The organism is Pseudomonas sp. Irchel 3E19 (assembly GCF_900187585.1).
Lineage (GTDB): Bacteria > Pseudomonadota > Gammaproteobacteria > Pseudomonadales > Pseudomonadaceae > Aquipseudomonas > Aquipseudomonas baetica.
This window is the reverse complement of the sequence record NZ_FYDT01000002.1, coordinates 80,383-96,526: the sequence shown is the minus strand read 5'-3', so window position 1 is coordinate 96,526 and position 16,144 is coordinate 80,383. Positions and strand designations below refer to the sequence as shown.

The 16,144-nt window shown below is 60.0% G+C and carries 15 protein-coding genes; 7 read left to right on the top strand and 8 right to left on the bottom strand.

Annotation, left to right across the window (positions count from 1 at the left end):
* Positions 1–12: 12 nt before the first annotated feature.
* Positions 13–546, bottom strand: a complete 534-nt coding sequence (locus tag CKW18_RS01965) for a tetratricopeptide repeat protein (RefSeq protein ID WP_095187210.1) — start codon at positions 544–546, stop codon at positions 13–15.
* A gap of 278 nt (positions 547–824) precedes the next feature.
* Here CKW18_RS01965 and CKW18_RS01960 point away from each other — a divergent pair, with 278 nt between their 5' ends.
* Complete coding sequence (locus CKW18_RS01960; RefSeq protein WP_095187209.1) at positions 825–1,637, top strand: crotonase/enoyl-CoA hydratase family protein; 813 nt, start codon at positions 825–827, stop codon at positions 1,635–1,637.
* Positions 1,638–1,643: 6 nt separating this feature from the next.
* Positions 1,644–2,474 carry an NAD(+) diphosphatase gene (gene nudC, locus CKW18_RS01955; RefSeq protein ID WP_095187208.1) on the top strand — a complete coding sequence of 277 codons (831 nt, stop codon included), beginning with the start codon at positions 1,644–1,646 and terminating at the stop codon, positions 2,472–2,474.
* Here nudC and CKW18_RS01950 read toward each other — a convergent pair.
* From CKW18_RS01950 to CKW18_RS01940, 3 genes are all read right to left on the bottom strand, one after another.
* The gene (locus tag CKW18_RS01950; protein ID WP_095187207.1) at positions 2,442–3,221 is read right to left on the bottom strand and encodes a TSUP family transporter; all 780 of its coding nucleotides are present in this window, start codon (positions 3,219–3,221) and stop codon (positions 2,442–2,444) included. The genes nudC and CKW18_RS01950 overlap by 33 nt on opposite strands.
* Before the next feature lie 480 nt (positions 3,222–3,701).
* On the bottom strand, positions 3,702–4,181 hold the full coding sequence (locus tag CKW18_RS01945) for a nuclear transport factor 2 family protein (protein WP_095187206.1): 480 nt from the start codon (positions 4,179–4,181) through the stop codon (positions 3,702–3,704).
* Positions 4,182–4,237: 56 nt separating this feature from the next.
* On the bottom strand, positions 4,238–4,801 hold the full coding sequence (locus CKW18_RS01940; protein ID WP_095187205.1) for a TetR/AcrR family transcriptional regulator: 564 nt from the start codon (positions 4,799–4,801) through the stop codon (positions 4,238–4,240).
* Positions 4,802–5,007: 206 nt separating this feature from the next.
* On the opposite strand from CKW18_RS01940, the gene pssA reads away from it, so the two are divergent.
* Complete coding sequence (pssA, locus tag CKW18_RS01935) at positions 5,008–6,351, top strand: CDP-diacylglycerol--serine O-phosphatidyltransferase (RefSeq protein WP_095187204.1); 1,344 nt, start codon at positions 5,008–5,010, stop codon at positions 6,349–6,351.
* A 122-nt stretch (positions 6,352–6,473) separates the two neighbouring features.
* On the opposite strand, the gene efeO (CKW18_RS01930) is transcribed toward pssA, so the two are convergent.
* From efeO (CKW18_RS01930) to efeU, 4 genes are read right to left on the bottom strand one after another with little or no spacing between them, the layout of a single operon-like run.
* The gene (gene efeO / locus CKW18_RS01930) at positions 6,474–7,298 is read right to left on the bottom strand and encodes an iron uptake system protein EfeO (protein WP_095187203.1); all 825 of its coding nucleotides are present in this window, start codon (positions 7,296–7,298) and stop codon (positions 6,474–6,476) included.
* 25 nt (positions 7,299–7,323) lie between these two features.
* Positions 7,324–8,622: an iron uptake transporter deferrochelatase/peroxidase subunit gene (gene efeB / locus CKW18_RS01925; RefSeq protein WP_095187202.1), complete on the bottom strand. Its 1,299-nt coding sequence runs from the start codon at positions 8,620–8,622 to the stop codon at positions 7,324–7,326.
* Positions 8,623–8,639: 17 nt separating this feature from the next.
* Positions 8,640–9,839 (bottom strand): iron uptake system protein EfeO, encoded by a 1,200-nt coding sequence (gene efeO / locus CKW18_RS01920; RefSeq protein WP_095187201.1) that lies wholly within the window; start codon positions 9,837–9,839, stop codon positions 8,640–8,642.
* 8 nt (positions 9,840–9,847) lie between these two features.
* Positions 9,848–10,693, bottom strand: a complete 846-nt coding sequence (efeU, locus tag CKW18_RS01915) for an iron uptake transporter permease EfeU (RefSeq protein ID WP_095187200.1) — start codon at positions 10,691–10,693, stop codon at positions 9,848–9,850.
* 282 nt (positions 10,694–10,975) lie between these two features.
* On the opposite strand from efeU, the gene CKW18_RS01910 reads away from it, so the two are divergent.
* The 4 genes from CKW18_RS01910 (at position 10,976) to CKW18_RS01895 (ending at position 16,100) form a co-directional block, all read left to right on the top strand.
* On the top strand, positions 10,976–11,992 hold the full coding sequence (locus CKW18_RS01910; protein ID WP_095187199.1) for an AraC family transcriptional regulator: 1,017 nt from the start codon (positions 10,976–10,978) through the stop codon (positions 11,990–11,992).
* Positions 11,993–12,450: 458 nt separating this feature from the next.
* A complete protein-coding gene (locus tag CKW18_RS01905; protein ID WP_095187198.1) occupies positions 12,451–14,115 on the top strand; it encodes an AMP-binding protein in 1,665 nt (554 codons plus the stop codon).
* 17 nt (positions 14,116–14,132) lie between these two features.
* Entirely contained in the window at positions 14,133–14,894 is a 762-nt protein-coding gene (locus CKW18_RS01900; protein WP_095187197.1) for an SDR family NAD(P)-dependent oxidoreductase, read from the top strand.
* Between the two features lie 12 nt (positions 14,895–14,906).
* Complete coding sequence (locus CKW18_RS01895; protein ID WP_095187196.1) at positions 14,907–16,100, top strand: acetyl-CoA C-acyltransferase; 1,194 nt, start codon at positions 14,907–14,909, stop codon at positions 16,098–16,100.
* The last annotated feature ends 44 nt before the right edge of the window (positions 16,101–16,144 follow it).

Genomic DNA, 16,144 nt, shown 5'->3' with positions numbered 1-16,144 from the left:
CTCCGTTGATGGTCAGGTTTTCGATGAATCGTTGATGGCTTCGGCCAGGTCCTGGTATTCCTCGCAGGCGGTGCCGCAAATCGATTTGATTTTCAGCAACTGTTCCTGCGCCAGGTCGACGCGGCCTTTGATCACATAGGCCTCGCCGAGGTATTCACGCACTTGCGCGTACTGCGGATCGAGTTTCACCGATTGCAGGTAATAGCCGATGCCCTCGTCGGTACGCCCCAGTTTGCGCGTGGCATAACCGCGATAATTGAGGGCCTTGGCGGTGTTCGGTTGGTGCAGTGTGTCGAGCAGGGCCAGCGCTTCTTCGTAGCGACCGGCCTTGGCCAAGCGGTAGGCGTAGTCGGTGCGGTCGGCATCGGGCAACAGACTGCTGGTTTGCAGCACGCATTTTTGCGATTTGCTGTCCCAGACCTGGCCCTTCGGGCATTCGGGTTTCTGCACCGGCGCGTCTTCATCGCCATTGGCGAAGGCCAGGTGACTGGACATGGCGGCCACCAGCAACAACGGGGCGGCGAACATAACGGAACGGGTAATCATGGGCAAGGCTCCAGAGTGAATGTCGCGTATCAGTCCCAATCACGCCACGGCAACATGCAGCGCTTTGTATTGCTAACACCACAGACTGAACATTTATTCATTGCTCTTTTCAGAGACTGCTCAAGGTAAGCGTAAATTCCACGGCGATGCCGGTGATCGACCGCCGCCTCTCGCCCCAATCACGCAACTTTAAGTCAGTCCTGCTTTTGGCCGAACCACCGCCGTGCTGCCTTGTTATAGTTCGGGCCTCATTTCAAGCCCGGTAAAGGATCACTGCCATGTCCCAATACACTGCCTTCAGCGTCGAACTGGTCAACAACATCGCTCATGTGCAGATCAATCGCCCGGAAAAGATCAACTCGATGAACGCCGCGTTCTGGAGCGAGATCGTCGAGATTTTCCAGTGGATCGACGACACCGATGCGGTGCGGGTGGTGGTACTGAGCGGCAACGGTAAACACTTTTCCTCCGGCATCGACCTGATGATGCTCGCCGGCGTGGCCAATGAGCTGGGCAAGGATGTCGGCCGCAACGCGCGCCTGCTGCGTAAAAAGATCCTCACCCTGCAAGCCTCGTTCAACGCCGTCGACCATTGCCGCAAACCGGTCATCGCCGCCATTCAGGGTTACTGCCTGGGCGGCGCTATCGACCTGATCGCGGCCTGTGACATGCGCTATGCCGCCGAAGACGCGCAGTTCTCGATCAAGGAAATCGATATCGGCATGGCCGCCGATGTTGGCACTTTGCAACGGTTGCCACGGATCATCGGTGACGGCATGCTGCGTGAACTGGCTTACACCGGTCGCACCTTCGGCGCTGAAGAAGCGCGCAGCATCGGCCTGGTCAATCGTGTCTACAGCGACAAGGACGCACTGCTCGAAGGCGTGCTGGACATTGCTCGCGACATCGCCTCGAAGTCGCCGATTGCGGTCACCGGTACCAAGGAAATGATCAGCTACATGCGCGACCATCGCATCGACGACGGTCTCGAATACGTTGCCACCTGGAACGCCGCCATGTTGCAATCCACCGACTTGCGCGTGGCCATGGCCGCCCATATGAGCAAACAGAAACCCGAATTTCTGGATTGAGAAACCATGACATCTCGCTGGACCACTGCAGTACTGGACACCGATCAACCCGGCGGCTGGGCCGTGGCGCGCAGCCCCGAAGGCTTTCTGTTCGATGACAACGGCGCGCTGTTCCCGCGCGAATGGCTCAAGCGCCAGGACTTGTCAGTCCTGGCCGAGCACGGCATCGGCCATCTTGATGGTGAACCGGTGTACCTGCTGGAGTTGCGCAGTTCCAGCGACGTGCCGGGCTGCAACTGGAAAGGCTTGCGGGCGTTCATGCTCGATGGCGATCAGACGATCTACAAAGTGCTGGGTTACGCCGCGCAGATTGGCACCTGGGCTCGCGAGCACCGCTTCTGCGGTAATTGCGGCCAGGCCATGACGCAGGTGCCGCGCGAGCGGGCGATGTATTGCCAGCCGTGCGACATGCGCAGTTATCCGCGCATTTCGCCGAGCATGATCGTGCTGATTACCCGTGGCGACGAAATCTTGCTGGCGCGCTCACCGCGCTTCGTCACTGGCGTCTATAGCACGCTGGCCGGGTTCGCCGAGCCGGGCGAGTCGGCGGAGGATTGCCTGATTCGTGAAGTGCGCGAGGAAGTGCAGATCGAGGTGAAGAATATTCAGTACCTGGGCAGCCAGTGCTGGCCGTTCCCGCATTCGATGATGCTGGGCTTCCATGCCGAATACGCCGGCGGCGAGATTGTTTGTCAGGAAGACGAGATCGAAGACGCCCAGTGGTTCAACGTGCACGATCTGCCGCCGTTGCCGGCGGCAAAATCGATTGCCCGTTACCTGATCGACGTCTACGTGGCGCGGCGCTTAGGCCACGCTGAACCAGTGTTGCCAGGCTAGGCGCACGGTCAGCCCCAGCACCACAGTGATGAACACCGGGCGTATGAACTTGGCGCCGCCGCTGATTGCGGTGCGCGCCCCGAAGAATGCGCCGACCATTACCGACAGGCCCATGCTCAGGCCGATGATCCAGTCCACTTGCCCGGAAAATACGAACACCGACAGCGCCGCAATGTTGCTGACGAAGTTCATGCTGCGCGCCACGCCGCTGGCCTTGACCAGATCGATCGGGTAGAGCAGCAGGCTGCTGACGGTCCAGAACGCGCCCGTGCCGGGGCCGGCCACGCCGTCGTAGAAACCGAGGCTGAAGCCTTGGGTCGATTGCCATTTCTTTTTGATTGGAGCGTCGCTGTCCAGCGGCGCTTTTGGCGTGCCGCCGAACAGCAGGTACAGGCCGCAGGCGAAGACGATCACCGGGAGCATTTTGTTCAGCCACTCTGCTGGTAGATAGTGCGCGACGATGGCACCGGTGAGTGCGCCGACCAGCGTGCCGACGATCGCGTGAACCCACTGCCGGGGATGGAACAGCTTGCGCCGGTAGAAGGTGAAACTGGCGGTCGCCGAGCCGAAGGTCGAACTGAGTTTGTTGGTGCCCAGCACCAGATGCGGCGGCAGGCCGGCCGTCAGCAGGGCCGGGGTGGTCAACAGACCACCACCGCCAGCGATGGCGTCGATGAAACCGGCAACGAACGCTACAAGGGCCAGAATGGCCAGGGTGGTGAGGTCAACGCTGAGTTCGAAAGGCATGGAATCGGCTTATTCGGCAGGGCGCAGAACATGAGCTGCGGGGAGGGCGGTCATGTTACTCATTTCCAAGTGTTGCGGCGACCCGTCTGATGCCATCGCTGGCAAGCCAGCTCCCACAAGGCGTTGCAGTGAACACAGATGTTGCGATCAGTACGAAAACCTGTGGGCGCTGGCTTGCCAGCGATGGGGCCCGCTCAGGCACCGACAATCAACTGTTGCCCCCCCCCCCCCAACACCCAGCCGACAAAACACCCTCCAGCAAAGCACCCTGATTACCCTGAAAATCAATAAAACCGGGCCTTGCCCGTGATACCGAAGAAGAGGCAAGCGCGTGTTGCCGCTCGTTTGCGAACTTGAGGCTGAAACACTATCCACTGTGGGAGCGGGCTTGCTCGCGAAAGTGGTGTGACAGTGACATAAAGGTTAGCTGACACGACGCCTTCGCGAGCAAGCCCGCTCCCACAATAGGATCTGTGTTGGCTACAAGCCCAGGTCAGACAGGCCTGGGTGATCATCCGGACGCCGGCCCAGCGGCCAGTGGAACTTGCGTTCGCTTTCCTTGATTGGCATATCGTTGATGCACGCATAGCGCTGGAACATCAGGCCGTTTTCGTCGAACTCCCAGTTTTCGTTGCCGTAGGAACGGAACCAGTTGCCTGAATCGTCATGCCATTCATAGGCGTAACGCACGGCAATGCGTGTGTCGGAATACGCCCAGAGTTCCTTGATCAAACGGTAATCCAGCTCCTTGGCCCATTTACGGGTCAGAAAGGCTTTGGCTTCTTCGCGGTTACTGGCGAATTCGGCGCGGTTGCGCCACTGGGTGTCGAGGGTGTAAGCCAGCGACACCCTTTCCGGGTCGCGAGAGTTCCAGCCGTCTTCGGCCAAGCGAACTTTCTCGATCGCCGATTCACGGTTGAAGGGTGGTAATGGCGGACGTGCCTGGGCTGCAGCAGACATGTTCAGTCTCCCGATAAAATTCAACATTTAAACAACGGGTCAGGCTTATTAAGGCGTTACAGGTCCAATAACTTACGCGCCATGCATTGCGCATTATCAGCGGCACTGTGGTCACCCATCACAAGCGCTACGGTAATGGCACCATCAATCAGAATCAGCAACTGTTTGGCCAGCAGTTGCGGGTCCTCGGCGCCATGTTCGGTACTCAGCTCGCACACGTAGTCGAGCAGTTTCTGTTTGTGGTCTTTGGCGACCTGGCGCACCGGGTCCTGTGGATCGCCGGTTTCGCCGCTGGTGTTGATGAAGGCACAGCCACGGAAACCCTCCGAAGCGAACCAGCCCTTGAGTACGGTAAACAGGTTGAGCAGGCGATCGGCCGGGGTTTCGGCCTGATCGACGGCGTTGCGGTACCAGTGCATCCAGCGGATGTCGCGGCGTTGCAGGGCGGCGGCGACCAGTTGGTCTTTATCCGCAAAATAACGGTAAATGCTTTTTCTCGAGACGCCGGCGGTTTTCACCAGGAGATCCATACTGGTGGCAGCGATGCCACTTTTGTAGATCAGTTTTTCGGTGACATCGAGGATGATGTCGCGTGTGTCGTTGCTAGTGATTTCGTTCATGGGTGAAAAAGTAGAACGATTGTTCTCCTTGGTCAAGCGTTGATTTCGAAATGGCTTTCGCGAGCAGGCTCGCTCCCACAGGAAAACGCATTTCAAATGTGGGAGCGGGCTTGCTCGCGAAGGGGGCTTTACAGACACTAACAAGACCCGAAGGATGCGATGGTGTAAGCTCTCGGGTTCTTCGGATTCGACCCATTGCGAGCCCTATGCCGTTGCTTTTCAAACGTTCTCTGCTGCCCAAACTGCGCAGCTTTCCGCTGACCGCCGAGGCCGTGACCATTCTGTCCGGCGCCGCCGAGTTCCGTCGTAGCCTGCTGGAGAAAATCGCCACGGCGACCCAGCGCATCTACATCGTTGCGCTCTATTTGCAGCAAGACGAAGCCGGTCAGGAAATTCTCGATGCCTTGCACGCCGCCAAACTCAAGCGTCCCGAGCTTGAAATCGCTGTGGTGGTCGACTGGCTGCGTGCCCAGCGCGGTCTGATCGGCGCCGGCAAGCAGCCGGGCAACTCGGCGTGGTATCAGGAAATGACCCGCACTCACGAGAGCGAAGTGCCGGTGTACGGCGTACCGGTGCAGACCCGTGAATTGTTCGGCGTTCTGCATTTGAAGGGATTCGTGATCGACAATTGCGTGGTCTACAGCGGCGCGAGCCTGAACAACGTCTATCTGCACAAGTTCGACAAATACCGGTTCGACCGCTATCACGTGCTGCACAGCCCTGAGCTGGCGGACTCGATGCATCACCTGGTCAAGCATGGTCTGATCGAATCGAAAGCGGTGCACCGCCTCGATCTGCCTAATCTGCCGACCACGCGCAGCCTGCGTAACGACATCGGCGATCTGCGCAGCCGTCTCAAATACGCGACCTATGACACCAGCGCCGGCACCACCGCCCGAGAAGGTTTGTCGGTCAGCCCATTATTGGGTGTGGGCAAGAACAACCCGTTGAACCGGGCAATTCTTGAATTGATCGCCAGTGCGCAAACGCAGCTGACCATCTGCACGCCGTACTTCAACCTGCCGCTGGGGGTGATCCGCGAGATCAACCGCGCCCTGGCCCGTGGGGTGAAGATCGACATCGTGGTCGGCGACAAGACCGCCAACGACTTCTACATCCCGCCGAGTGAGCCGTTCAAGGTGATCGCCGCGCTGCCGTACTTGTACGAGATCAGTCTGCGCCGTTTCGCCAAGCGGCATCAGCGCAACATCGACAGCGGTCAGTTGAACCTGCATCTGTGGCGTGATGGCGACAACACCTATCACCTCAAGGGCATGTGGGTCGATCAGCGCTATACCTTGCTGACCGGCAACAACCTCAATCCACGGGCGTTCCGTCTCGATCTGGAAAACGCACTGTTGATTGATGATCCGAAGGGAGAATGGCTGGAACCTCGGGCCAAGGAGCTGGAGGAGATCTTCCGCCATACCCTGCGGATCGACAGTTTCAACAGCCTGGAGACGCTGCCGGAATACCCGAGCGGGGTGGCGAAGTTTCTCAAGCGCGTGAGTCGGGTGCGGATCGAGCGGTTGCTGTACCGAATTCTCTAAATCAGAATTATGTATTGCGGCTGATAAGGCCTTCGCGAGCAAGCCCGCTCCCACAGTTGGAATGCTTTTCCATGTGGGAGCGGGCTTGCTCGCGAAGGGGCCCGCCTGGATGCTACACAGTCTTAGTTCAGCCCCAACTTGCCACGCAACGTGGACAAGTCTTCCGCCAACGTATTCACCGGCCCAACCAGCGCCTTGCGGTCGTTATCCTTGACCTTGTCATACGTTTCAAAGCCACCGTCCTTGGTCTTGTACTTGGCCAAAACCTTGTTCACCGTGGCGAAGTTTTTGTCGACCTTCGCTACAAACGCCTTGTCCTGCTGCTCGATCTGCGGGCGGAACAAATCAACGATTTTCTTCGCGCCGTCGATGTTGCCCTGGAAGTCGTAGAGGTCGGTGTGGCTGTAGCGATCTTCCTCGCCGGAGATCTTGGTCGCGGCGACTTCTTCCAGCAGCGCAGCAGCGCCGCCCACCACTTTCTCCGGCGGGAAGGTCAGGCCGGAGACGCGGGTTTGCAGGTCTTTGACGTCTTTGTTCAAGCCATCCGCCAGTGCGTCCAGGCCTTGGGTACTCTTTTCCGAGAACAGCGAATATTCGATGCGGTGAAAACCGGTGAAGTCTTCAGCTTTCACGCCTTTTTCGTGGTCGTCGACACGGGAGTCGATGGACGCATCGAGATCACTGAACAGCTCGGCAATCGGCTCGATCGACTCGTAAAAGACGCGGGTCGGCGCGTAGAGCTTTTGCGCGGTGGCCAGATCGCCTTTCTTCACCGCGTCGGTGAACTGCTGGGTGTGGCTGGCCAGTTCATCGAGCTGTTCGGTGACATAGATCTTGTAGTCCGACACCGGCCCGACCAGATCCAGCGGCGCGGTGGCGGCGAATGCCGACAGCGGGGTGTTGAGCAAACCAAGGGTCAGCAGTAACGCGAGTGGCGTCTTTTTCATGGGGGGCTCCAGAGTCGGGATTGTTTTATGCCGCGGTTTTCGGTGGTGTGGCGTTGAGCAGCGAGCGACCGATGAAGTCCTTGTCGCCCGTGACCCCCGGAAGGGTGAAGAAGTAACCACCGCCGACCGGTTTGAGGTATTCCTCAAGCGGTTCGCCGTTGAGGCGGGTCTGCACGGTGATGAAGCCTTTTTCCAGGTCGGCCTGGTAACAGATGAACAGCAGGCCCATGTCGAGCTGGCCGTTCTTGTTGACGCCGTTTGAGTAGTTGAACGGCCGACGCAGGATCAGGTTGGCCTGGCTCGAGGCAGTACGCGGATTGGCCAGACGAATATGTGCGTCGAGTTTGGTCAGCTTGCCCTCTGGGTCTTTGCTGTAGTCCGGGACTTCGCTTTCCTGAGCTCCTCCCATCGGCGCACCGGTGGTTTTGACCCGGCCGAGAATGCTTTCCTGTTCCTGCAAAGGCGTACGGTCCCAGCGCTCGACGAAGTTACGGATGATCCGCACCGCTTGATAGCTGCCGTGGGCCGCCCACGCGGGTTCGTCGCTGCCCGGTTGCACCCAGACGATGTTATCCATGGCTTTGGCATCGTTGGAGTCGGGGTTGGCCGAGCCATCACGAAAACCGAGGAAGTTGCGCGCCGACTGCGCCGGCACACCAGGTTTTACCGGGGCTTGTGGCGGCACGCTGCCTTCCTGTTTCCAACGCACCAACAGCAAGTCCGGCAGGTTTTTCACGATGTCGCGCAGGGCATGAATGTTGGTGTCGGCGGTGTTGGAGCAGAACTGCAAGCTCAGGTCGCCGTGGCAGCAATCGGCATCCAGCGCATCGTTGGGGAAACCGACCATGCGTTGCAGGCGCTTGGGTTTGGCCTCGGCCAGACCGAAACGCTCATCAAACAACGACTCGCCCACCGATACGGTGATGGTCAGGTTGTCCGGGGTGACCACCGGGCCGAGGATGCCGGAGTCCGGCGGCGGCAGCTTCGGATCGATCTGTGCGACCGGACCACCCTTCATCAGGAACGCGATGCGCTCGTTGAGCGTGCGGAACAGCCGCTCCAGGTCTTCGCGATCACTGGCCAGTACGTCGAACGCCACCAGCATGCCCGACGCCGGGCGCGGGGTGACGATGCCGGTTTGATGCACGCCGTGGAAGTCGTGGCGGTCTTCGGTTTTGTCACTGCTTGGCGCTTCGGTGACTTGCGCCGTTGCGGCGGCCATGGCCGGGCAGCTCAGGGCCGATCCGGCAAGGGCGACACCGGCAGCACCCATGCCCATCAGCACGCGGCGACGTTGCAAGTTGAGTTGTTCTGAATCGTTCATCGGTACTCGTCTTCTGCTTACAGGCCGGAGAGGCCGAGGGCTGGATCGATGCCATCAAGTGCGTCGGCCAGGGCCTGAGCCTTGTCGGCGATCTGTTTGCGTTGTTCGCCGCTGACAGAGTCGTAGCTGGCGTAGCCGTCCTTGACCTTGAAGCTGTTCAGTCGGGTGTCGACGTCCGCCAACGCCTGATCGATTGTCGGCAACAGGTCGGCGGCGGATTTGCTCAGCATCGGTCTGAGCAGATCGACAACTTTGTGCGCGGTTTGCAGGTTGGCGGCGAAACCGTTGAGGTCGCTGTGGCTGTAGCGTTCTTCTTCACCGCTGGCAGCGCGCACGTCGGCGAGGGTGTTGAGGTTGCGCACGACGATGTTGACCAGTTGCTCCGGAGGCAGCGATTGGGCGAGCAATTGCTGTTTAAGTGTGGTGACGTCGGTCAGCAGGCGCTGAGAAGCGGGCGCGAGATCGTCGAGTTTGCGTTGCTGGAACAGTGCGTACTCGATCCGGTGGAAGCCGACAAAGGCTGGATCCTGCTCGCGTTTTTCGAAGTAATCGGCGCGGGCGTTGATGCTGTTATCCAGTTCGGCCAGACGCTGCGCCGCCGGGGCCAGACGTTGATAGGCCGCACGCGCCGGCAGGTACGCCGCCTGCGCCTGGCTCAAGTCGCCGCTGGCGATTGCCTGATCAAGCGCGGTCACGGCTTTGATCAATGCGCTGCCCTGGCTGGCCAGATACACACGGAATTCCGACAACGGCCCGACGAAGGCGACCATCGACGGTTTGGCCTTGGCTGCAGCGTCGGAGGCTGCCGTCGGTGTCACGTGCAAAGTGCCGCGCGGATTACTCAGCAGGCCGCACGTGATCGCATAGTCGCCGGGTTGCAGGTTGGCGTTGATCACCTGGCTCAAGCCTGGCGCAATGTTCTCGCGCTCTTCAACCACCAGCACGCCGTCGAGGATTTCCCATTCCACCGCCCGCTCGGAACGGTTGACGATGCGGAAACTGGCGCGGCCAGCGGGTACAGTCAGTGCATTGGGCTCGCAACTGCCCGGATGAATGTTGACCACCACTTCGTCGCGGTTGTGCTGACGTTTGGCCGCGGCCAGTTGCGAGGCGTAGTAGAACAGGCCGCCGGCGGCGATCATCACGACCACCGAACCGGCCACTGCCCAGCGCAAGGCGCGGGGAGGCGAGGCCTGAGGGGTATTAGGCTTTGACATGGGTGCCCTTATTGGCTGGAAACGGAATTCGATTGCGCGGCGGGTTTGGCCGCTGGCGCCGGGAGGAAAAACATCACCAGTGCCACCACCAGGTAGATCAGATACGCGCCGAGGGTGCTGACGGTTGGCGCATCCTGGTAACCGAACATGCCGGCCAGCACCGAGCCTAGCGGGCCATCCATCGGCAGCGTCGCGCTGACGTCGAACAGCACGGTTTGCAGGTGATTCCACAGCCCGGCTTCATGCAGCGCCTGCACCGAGTTGGCGAGAATCCCGGCAGCCACGACGAGAATGAACAGCCCGGTCCATTTGAAAAAGGCCGAAAGATTCAGGCGCATGCTGCCGGTGTAGATCAGGAAGCCGACGACGATGGCCAGAATCAGGCCGAGCAGGGCACCGATCGGCGCACCCGGGCCTTCGCTTTGCTGAAACACTGCGAGCAGGAAGAACACCGTTTCCAGGCCTTCGCGAGCAACGGCGAAGAACACCATGGCGATCAGCGCGATAACCTGGTGTCTGGAAGAGGTCAGGGCTTCGTCCAGCGAGGCGTGTAGCGAATGCTTGATCGAGCGTGCGACCTTGCGCATCCAGAACACCATCGAGCTGAGAATCCCCACGGCCACCAGCCCGACGATACCTTCGAACAGTTCCTGCTGTTTTTGCGGGAACTCGGCACTGACCAGTTCCAGACCACCACCGACCAGCAGCGCCAGTGCTGCGGCGAGAAATACACCGATCCACACGGCTGGCATCCATTGGCCTCGGCCGGTCTGTTGCAGGTAGCTGGCGATAATGCCAACGATCAGCGCGGCTTCAATGCCTTCGCGCAGCATGATCAGAAAGGGAACGAGCATTCGGCATCCAGTAGGTCATTTGCAGAGTTACAAGTTGTAACATAATGAAAGTCATTCTCACATGACAATCATTGACATAAACCTGAACGCAAGCTGAACAACCTGTTTTTTGCCCCGCACAGATACCTGTGGGAGCGAGCCTGCTCGCGAAGGCGGCGTATCAGGTGACATCTCTTTGCTTGTGCCACTGTTTTCGCGAGCAGGCTCGCTCCCACAAGGGAACTGTGTCGGGTTTGGGGTAAGATGCCTGCCACTCAAAAACAACAGGAATCACCGAGTTCCATGTCGGAAAAAGACACCATCGCCGTGCAACTGGTGCGTGAAGCGCTGCTGCAAAGTTGTGCCCCGGGCGTGGCAATGGAAGAAGTCTTGGGCAAGGTCGGGATTGATCCGGCGTTGTTGCAAACCGAACACGGTCGGGTGCCTGCCTCGCAGTACGCCAAACTCTGGCGTTTGTTGGCCCGACGCGGCGATGACGAGTTTTTCGGCATGGATCCGCGCAAGCTCAAGTCGGGCAGCCTTGAGTTCCTCTGCCGCAGCGCCATGGCGCAATCGACGCTCGCGGCCAGTTTGAGCACTGGCCTGAGCTTCCTGTCATTGATGCTCGAGCGCCTGCCGGCGCAATTGCTGCACCAGCAAAGTCTGGCGGAAATCGTCCTGCTGGAGGACGACCCCGAACCTCGCCGCGCCTTCACCTATTTCACCTACTGGATGATCGTCCATGGCGTCGCCTGTTGGCTGGCGGGGCGGCGGATTCCGATTCTGGCCATTGAGTTGCGCTGCCTGGAACCGGACTTCACCGATGATTACCGGGTGATGTTCTCGGAAAACCTGCGGTTCGACCGACCGCGCACACGGATGATCTTCGCCGCCGATGTGCTGGATCTGCCGATCAAGCGCACTGCCGAGGAATTGAAACGCTTCCTGGCCCATGCACCGGCCAACATTCTGGTCAAGTACCGCGACCCGCAAAGCCTTGCCAGCCGGATCAAACAGGATTTGCGTCAGTTACCCGCGGAGCAGTGGCCGGAAACTGAAACCCTGGCGCAGCAACTGTGCATGTCCGCCTCGACATTGCGCCGGCGCTTGGCGGAGGAAGGGCAGACGTATCAAGGGCTCAAGGACAGTGTGCGCAAGGAATTGGCAATTATCTGGCTGGCGGAGCCTTCGATCAGTTTCGTCGAGATTGCCAGTCGGTTGGGATTTGCCGATGCCAGTTCGTTCTATAAGGCGTTCCGCAAATGGTCAGGGTCCAATCCCGGCCACTATCGCACGCTGATCCTCAACGAGGCGGTCTGATCCAGATCATCCGTCGCCCGGCCCGACGCCTTCGGGAGCAAGCCCCCTCCCACAGGGGAATGCATTTGAAGCTGAGGGAGCTGGTCTGTTTCCACAGGGGAGTGCATCTGAAACTGAGGGAGCTGGTCTGTTTCCACAGGGGATGCGTTTGAAACTGAGGGAGCTGGTCTGTTTCCACAGGGGATGCATTTGAAACTGAGGGAGCTGGCCTGTTTCCACTGGGGAATGCATTTGAAGCTGAGGGAGCTGGCCTGTTTCCACAGTGGAGTGCATCTCAAAACTGTGGGAGGGGGCTTGCTCCCGAAGAGGCCGCTACGGGCAGCACATTTGCCAGAGCTTGGCCAAACCAGTCAGCCACTTTGATGGCTTTGACCATTGCCCCAAACCCCGCTCAGCGCGACTATCCCTCTGTTGTTTACGGTTCCCCAACCTAATAAAAACACAGAGGGATTCTGGCAATGCGCGATTACTTGTCTGCCACCGCACAGTTCAACTATCAGCACACCGTGGATGCCGCACTCAGCGGTACGCTTCAAGCGCTCAACGCCTGCGTCGAATGTTGCGACCGCCATGCATTGCCGGGGCGCATCGCGCTGTTCTGGGAAGGGCGCGATGGCGCCAGTGCCTCGTACACCTTCAATGAATTGCAGGACAAAACCGCGCGTTTCGCCAATTTCCTCCTCGCTCAGGGCGTGCAGAAGGGCGACAAGGTCGCCGGCCTGCTGCCGCGCAACATCGAATTGCTCATCACCGTGTTCGCCACCTGGCGCATCGGCGCGGTGTATCAACCGCTGTTCACCGCGTTCGGCCCCAAGGCACTCGAACATCGCCTGAACAGTTCCGGCGCCAAAGTGGTGGTGACCGACGCGGTCAACCGGCCCAAACTTGCTGAGGTCGCCAACTGCCCGACACTGGTCACCGTCGGCGGCGCCAAGGGCCAGGGCATTGTCCGGGGCGATTTCAGTTTCTGGGCCGAACTGGCCAATTATTCCAATGCCTGCGAACCGGTGCTGCTGACCGGCGAAGACCCGTTCCTGCTGATGTTCACCTCGGGCACCACCGGTCCGTCGAAAGCGCTGTCGGTGCCGCTCAAAGCCATCGTCGCGTTCCAGAGCTACACCCGCGATGCCGTTGATCTACGCCCGCAAGATGCTTTCTGGAATGTCGCCGATCCGGGCTGGGCCTACGGCATCTATTTCGGCGTGACCGGCCCGTTGTCGATGGGCCACCCGATCACCTTCTACGATGGCCCGTTTACCCTCGAAAGCACCTGCCGGGTAATCAACAAATATGGCATCACCAATCTCACCGGCTCACCGACCGCTTATCGTCTGCTGATCGCGGGCGGTGACGAGTTCGCCAAATCGATCAAGGGCAAGCTGCGCATCGTCAGCAGCGCCGGCGAGCCGCTGAACCCGGAAGTGATCCGCTGGTTCGCCGACAACCTCGATGTGGTCATTCACGACCATTATGGCCAGACCGAACTGGGCATGGTTCTGTGCAACCACCACGGCATCGACCACCCGGTTCACATCGGCGCCGCCGGTTTCGCTTCGCCGGGCCATCGCATCGTCGTACTCGATGACCAATACAACGAACTCGGTGTCGGCCAGCCCGGCATCCTCGCCATCGACCGGCCGAAGTCGCCGATGTGCTGGTTCGGCGGTTACGAAGGCGCGCCGACCAAAGCCTTCGTCGGCGACTATTACCTGAGCGGCGACACCGTGGAATGGAACCCGGACGGCAGCATCAGCTTCGTCGGCCGCAGCGACGATGTGATCACCACATCCGGCTATCGCGTCGGCCCGTTCGACGTCGAAAGCGCGCTGATTGAACACCCGGCTGTGGTCGAGGCGGCGGTGGTCGGCAAACCGGACCCGGAACGCACCGAACTGGTCAAAGCCTTCGTCGTGCTCAGCGCGCAATACCGCGCTGCGCCGGAGCTGGCCGAAGAACTGCGCCAGCACGTGCGCAAGCGTCTCGCCGCGCATTCTTACCCGCGTGAAATCGAATTTGTCAGCGAATTGCCCAAAACCCCAAGTGGCAAATTGCAGCGCTTTATCTTGCGCAACCAGGAAATCGCCAAGGCTCAAGAGGCCGCGGTGAAAAACGTTTCAGCTTGAATCCAGGAAAAACAGTCATGCAGATCGAGAACAAGGTTTTTATCGTCACCGGCGGCGCCTCCGGCCTCGGTGCGGCCACCGCTGAATTGCTGGTGAATGCCGGCGCCAAAGTGATGCTGGTGGACATGAACGCCGATGCGGTGGCCGCTCAGGCCCAGCGTCTGGGCGCGCAAAGCGTCGTCGCCGACATCAGCAACGAAGCCGCCGCCGAAGCCGCTGTGCAAGCGACTGTCCAGGCGTTCGGTAGCCTCAACGGTCTGGTCAACTGCGCCGGCATCGTCCGTGGCGAAAAAATCCTCGGCAAAAACGGCCCGCACGCACTGGCCAGTTTTGCTCAGGTGATCAACGTCAACCTCATTGGCAGCTTCAACATGCTGCGTCTGGCCGCTGCGGCCATCGCCGAAAGCGAAGCCAATGCCGACGGCGAGCGCGGCGTGATCATCAACACCGCCTCGGTGGCGGCGTTCGACGGTCAGATTGGCCAGGCAGCCTACTCGGCGTCGAAAGGTGCCATCGCCAGCCTGACCCTGCCGGCCGCCCGTGAGCTGGCACGTTTCGGCATCCGCGTAATGACCATCGCCCCGGGCATTTTCGAAACCCCGATGATGGCCGGCATGACCCCGGAAGTGCGCGACTCGCTGGCGGCCGGCGTACCGTTCCCGCCGCGCCTGGGCAAGCCTGCCGAATACGCTGCGCTGGTTCGGCATATCATCGAAAACAGCATGCTCAACGGTGAGGTGATCCGTCTCGACGGTGCCTTGCGCATGGCCGCCAAGTAAGGAGGATTTGTCATGACTATTTCCAACGATCCGATTGTCATCGTCAGCGCCGTTCGCACGCCGATGGGCGGCTTTCAGGGCGAACTGAAAAGCCTCACCGCGCCTCAGCTTGGCGCTGCCGCCATCAAAGCGGCGGTTGAACGCGCCGGTGTTGCCAGCGATTCGGTTGATGAAGTGCTGCTCGGTTGTGTACTACCCGCTGGCCTTGGTCAGGCGCCGGCACGGCAAGCGGCCCTGGGCGCCGGTCTGGATAAATCGACGCGCTGCACCACGGTCAACAAGATGTGCGGCTCGGGCATGGAAACCACCATTCTGGCCCACGACATGCTGATCGCCGGCAGCGCCGACGTGGTGATCGCCGGTGGTATGGAAAGCATGTCCAACTCACCGTATCTGCTGGATCGTGCCCGCGCCGGCTATCGCATGGGCCACGGCCGTGTGCTCGATTCGATGTTCCTCGACGGCCTCGAAGACGCCTACGACAAGGGTCGGCTGATGGGCACTTTCGCCGAAGATTGCGCCGAAACCAACCATTTCAGCCGCGAAGCGCAGGACGCGTTTGCCATCGCCTCGACCACCCGCGCTCAGCAGGCGATCAAGGACGGCAGCTTCAAGGACGAAATCGTCCCGCTGACCGTAACCGTCGGTAAAGAGCAGGTACTGATCAGCCATGATGAACAGCCGCCGAAGGCCAAACTGGACAAGATTGCCTCGCTGAAACCGGCGTTCCGCGAAGGTGGCACGGTGACGGCGGCGAACTCCAGTTCGATCTCCGACGGCGCAGCGGCGCTGGTGCTGATGCGTCAGTCGCAGGCGCAAAAACTCGGTCTGAAACCACTGGCGGTGATCCATGGCCACGCCGCGTTTGCAGATACCCCGGGCCTGTTCCCGGTGGCGCCAATTGGTGCGATCAAGAAGCTGATCAAGAAAACCGGTTGGTCGCTGGGCGACGTTGATCTGTTCGAGGTTAACGAAGCGTTTGCTGTGGTCGGTATGGCGGCGATGACTCACCTGGAAATTCCTCACGACAAGCTCAATGTGCACGGCGGCGCTTGTGCCTTGGGCCATCCGATCGGCGCCTCGGGCGCAAGGATTGTGGTGACACTGCTCTCGGCCCTGCGCCAAAGAAAGTTGAAACGCGGGATTGCGGCGATCTGCATTGGCGGCGGTGAGGCAACGGCCATGGCCGTGGAATGCCTCTACTGAACACGCTCTGATCCCTGTGGGAGGGGGCTTGCTCCCGAAGAGGC

Coding starts and splice junctions, on each gene's coding strand:
- CKW18_RS01965 (WP_095187210.1), bottom strand. CDS start 546: ATGATTACCCGTTCCGTTATGTTCGCCGCCCCGTTGTTGCTGGTGGCC.
- CKW18_RS01960 (WP_095187209.1), top strand. CDS start 825: ATGTCCCAATACACTGCCTTCAGCGTCGAACTGGTCAACAACATCGCT.
- nudC (WP_095187208.1), top strand. CDS start 1,644: ATGACATCTCGCTGGACCACTGCAGTACTGGACACCGATCAACCCGGC.
- CKW18_RS01950 (WP_095187207.1), bottom strand. CDS start 3,221: ATGCCTTTCGAACTCAGCGTTGACCTCACCACCCTGGCCATTCTGGCC.
- CKW18_RS01945 (WP_095187206.1), bottom strand. CDS start 4,181: ATGTCTGCTGCAGCCCAGGCACGTCCGCCATTACCACCCTTCAACCGT.
- CKW18_RS01940 (WP_095187205.1), bottom strand. CDS start 4,801: ATGAACGAAATCACTAGCAACGACACACGCGACATCATCCTCGATGTC.
- pssA (WP_095187204.1), top strand. CDS start 5,008: ATGCCGTTGCTTTTCAAACGTTCTCTGCTGCCCAAACTGCGCAGCTTT.
- efeO (WP_095187203.1), bottom strand. CDS start 7,298: ATGAAAAAGACGCCACTCGCGTTACTGCTGACCCTTGGTTTGCTCAAC.
- efeB (WP_095187202.1), bottom strand. CDS start 8,622: ATGAACGATTCAGAACAACTCAACTTGCAACGTCGCCGCGTGCTGATG.
- efeO (WP_095187201.1), bottom strand. CDS start 9,839: ATGTCAAAGCCTAATACCCCTCAGGCCTCGCCTCCCCGCGCCTTGCGC.
- efeU (WP_095187200.1), bottom strand. CDS start 10,693: ATGCTCGTTCCCTTTCTGATCATGCTGCGCGAAGGCATTGAAGCCGCG.
- CKW18_RS01910 (WP_095187199.1), top strand. CDS start 10,976: ATGTCGGAAAAAGACACCATCGCCGTGCAACTGGTGCGTGAAGCGCTG.
- CKW18_RS01905 (WP_095187198.1), top strand. CDS start 12,451: ATGCGCGATTACTTGTCTGCCACCGCACAGTTCAACTATCAGCACACC.
- CKW18_RS01900 (WP_095187197.1), top strand. CDS start 14,133: ATGCAGATCGAGAACAAGGTTTTTATCGTCACCGGCGGCGCCTCCGGC.
- CKW18_RS01895 (WP_095187196.1), top strand. CDS start 14,907: ATGACTATTTCCAACGATCCGATTGTCATCGTCAGCGCCGTTCGCACG.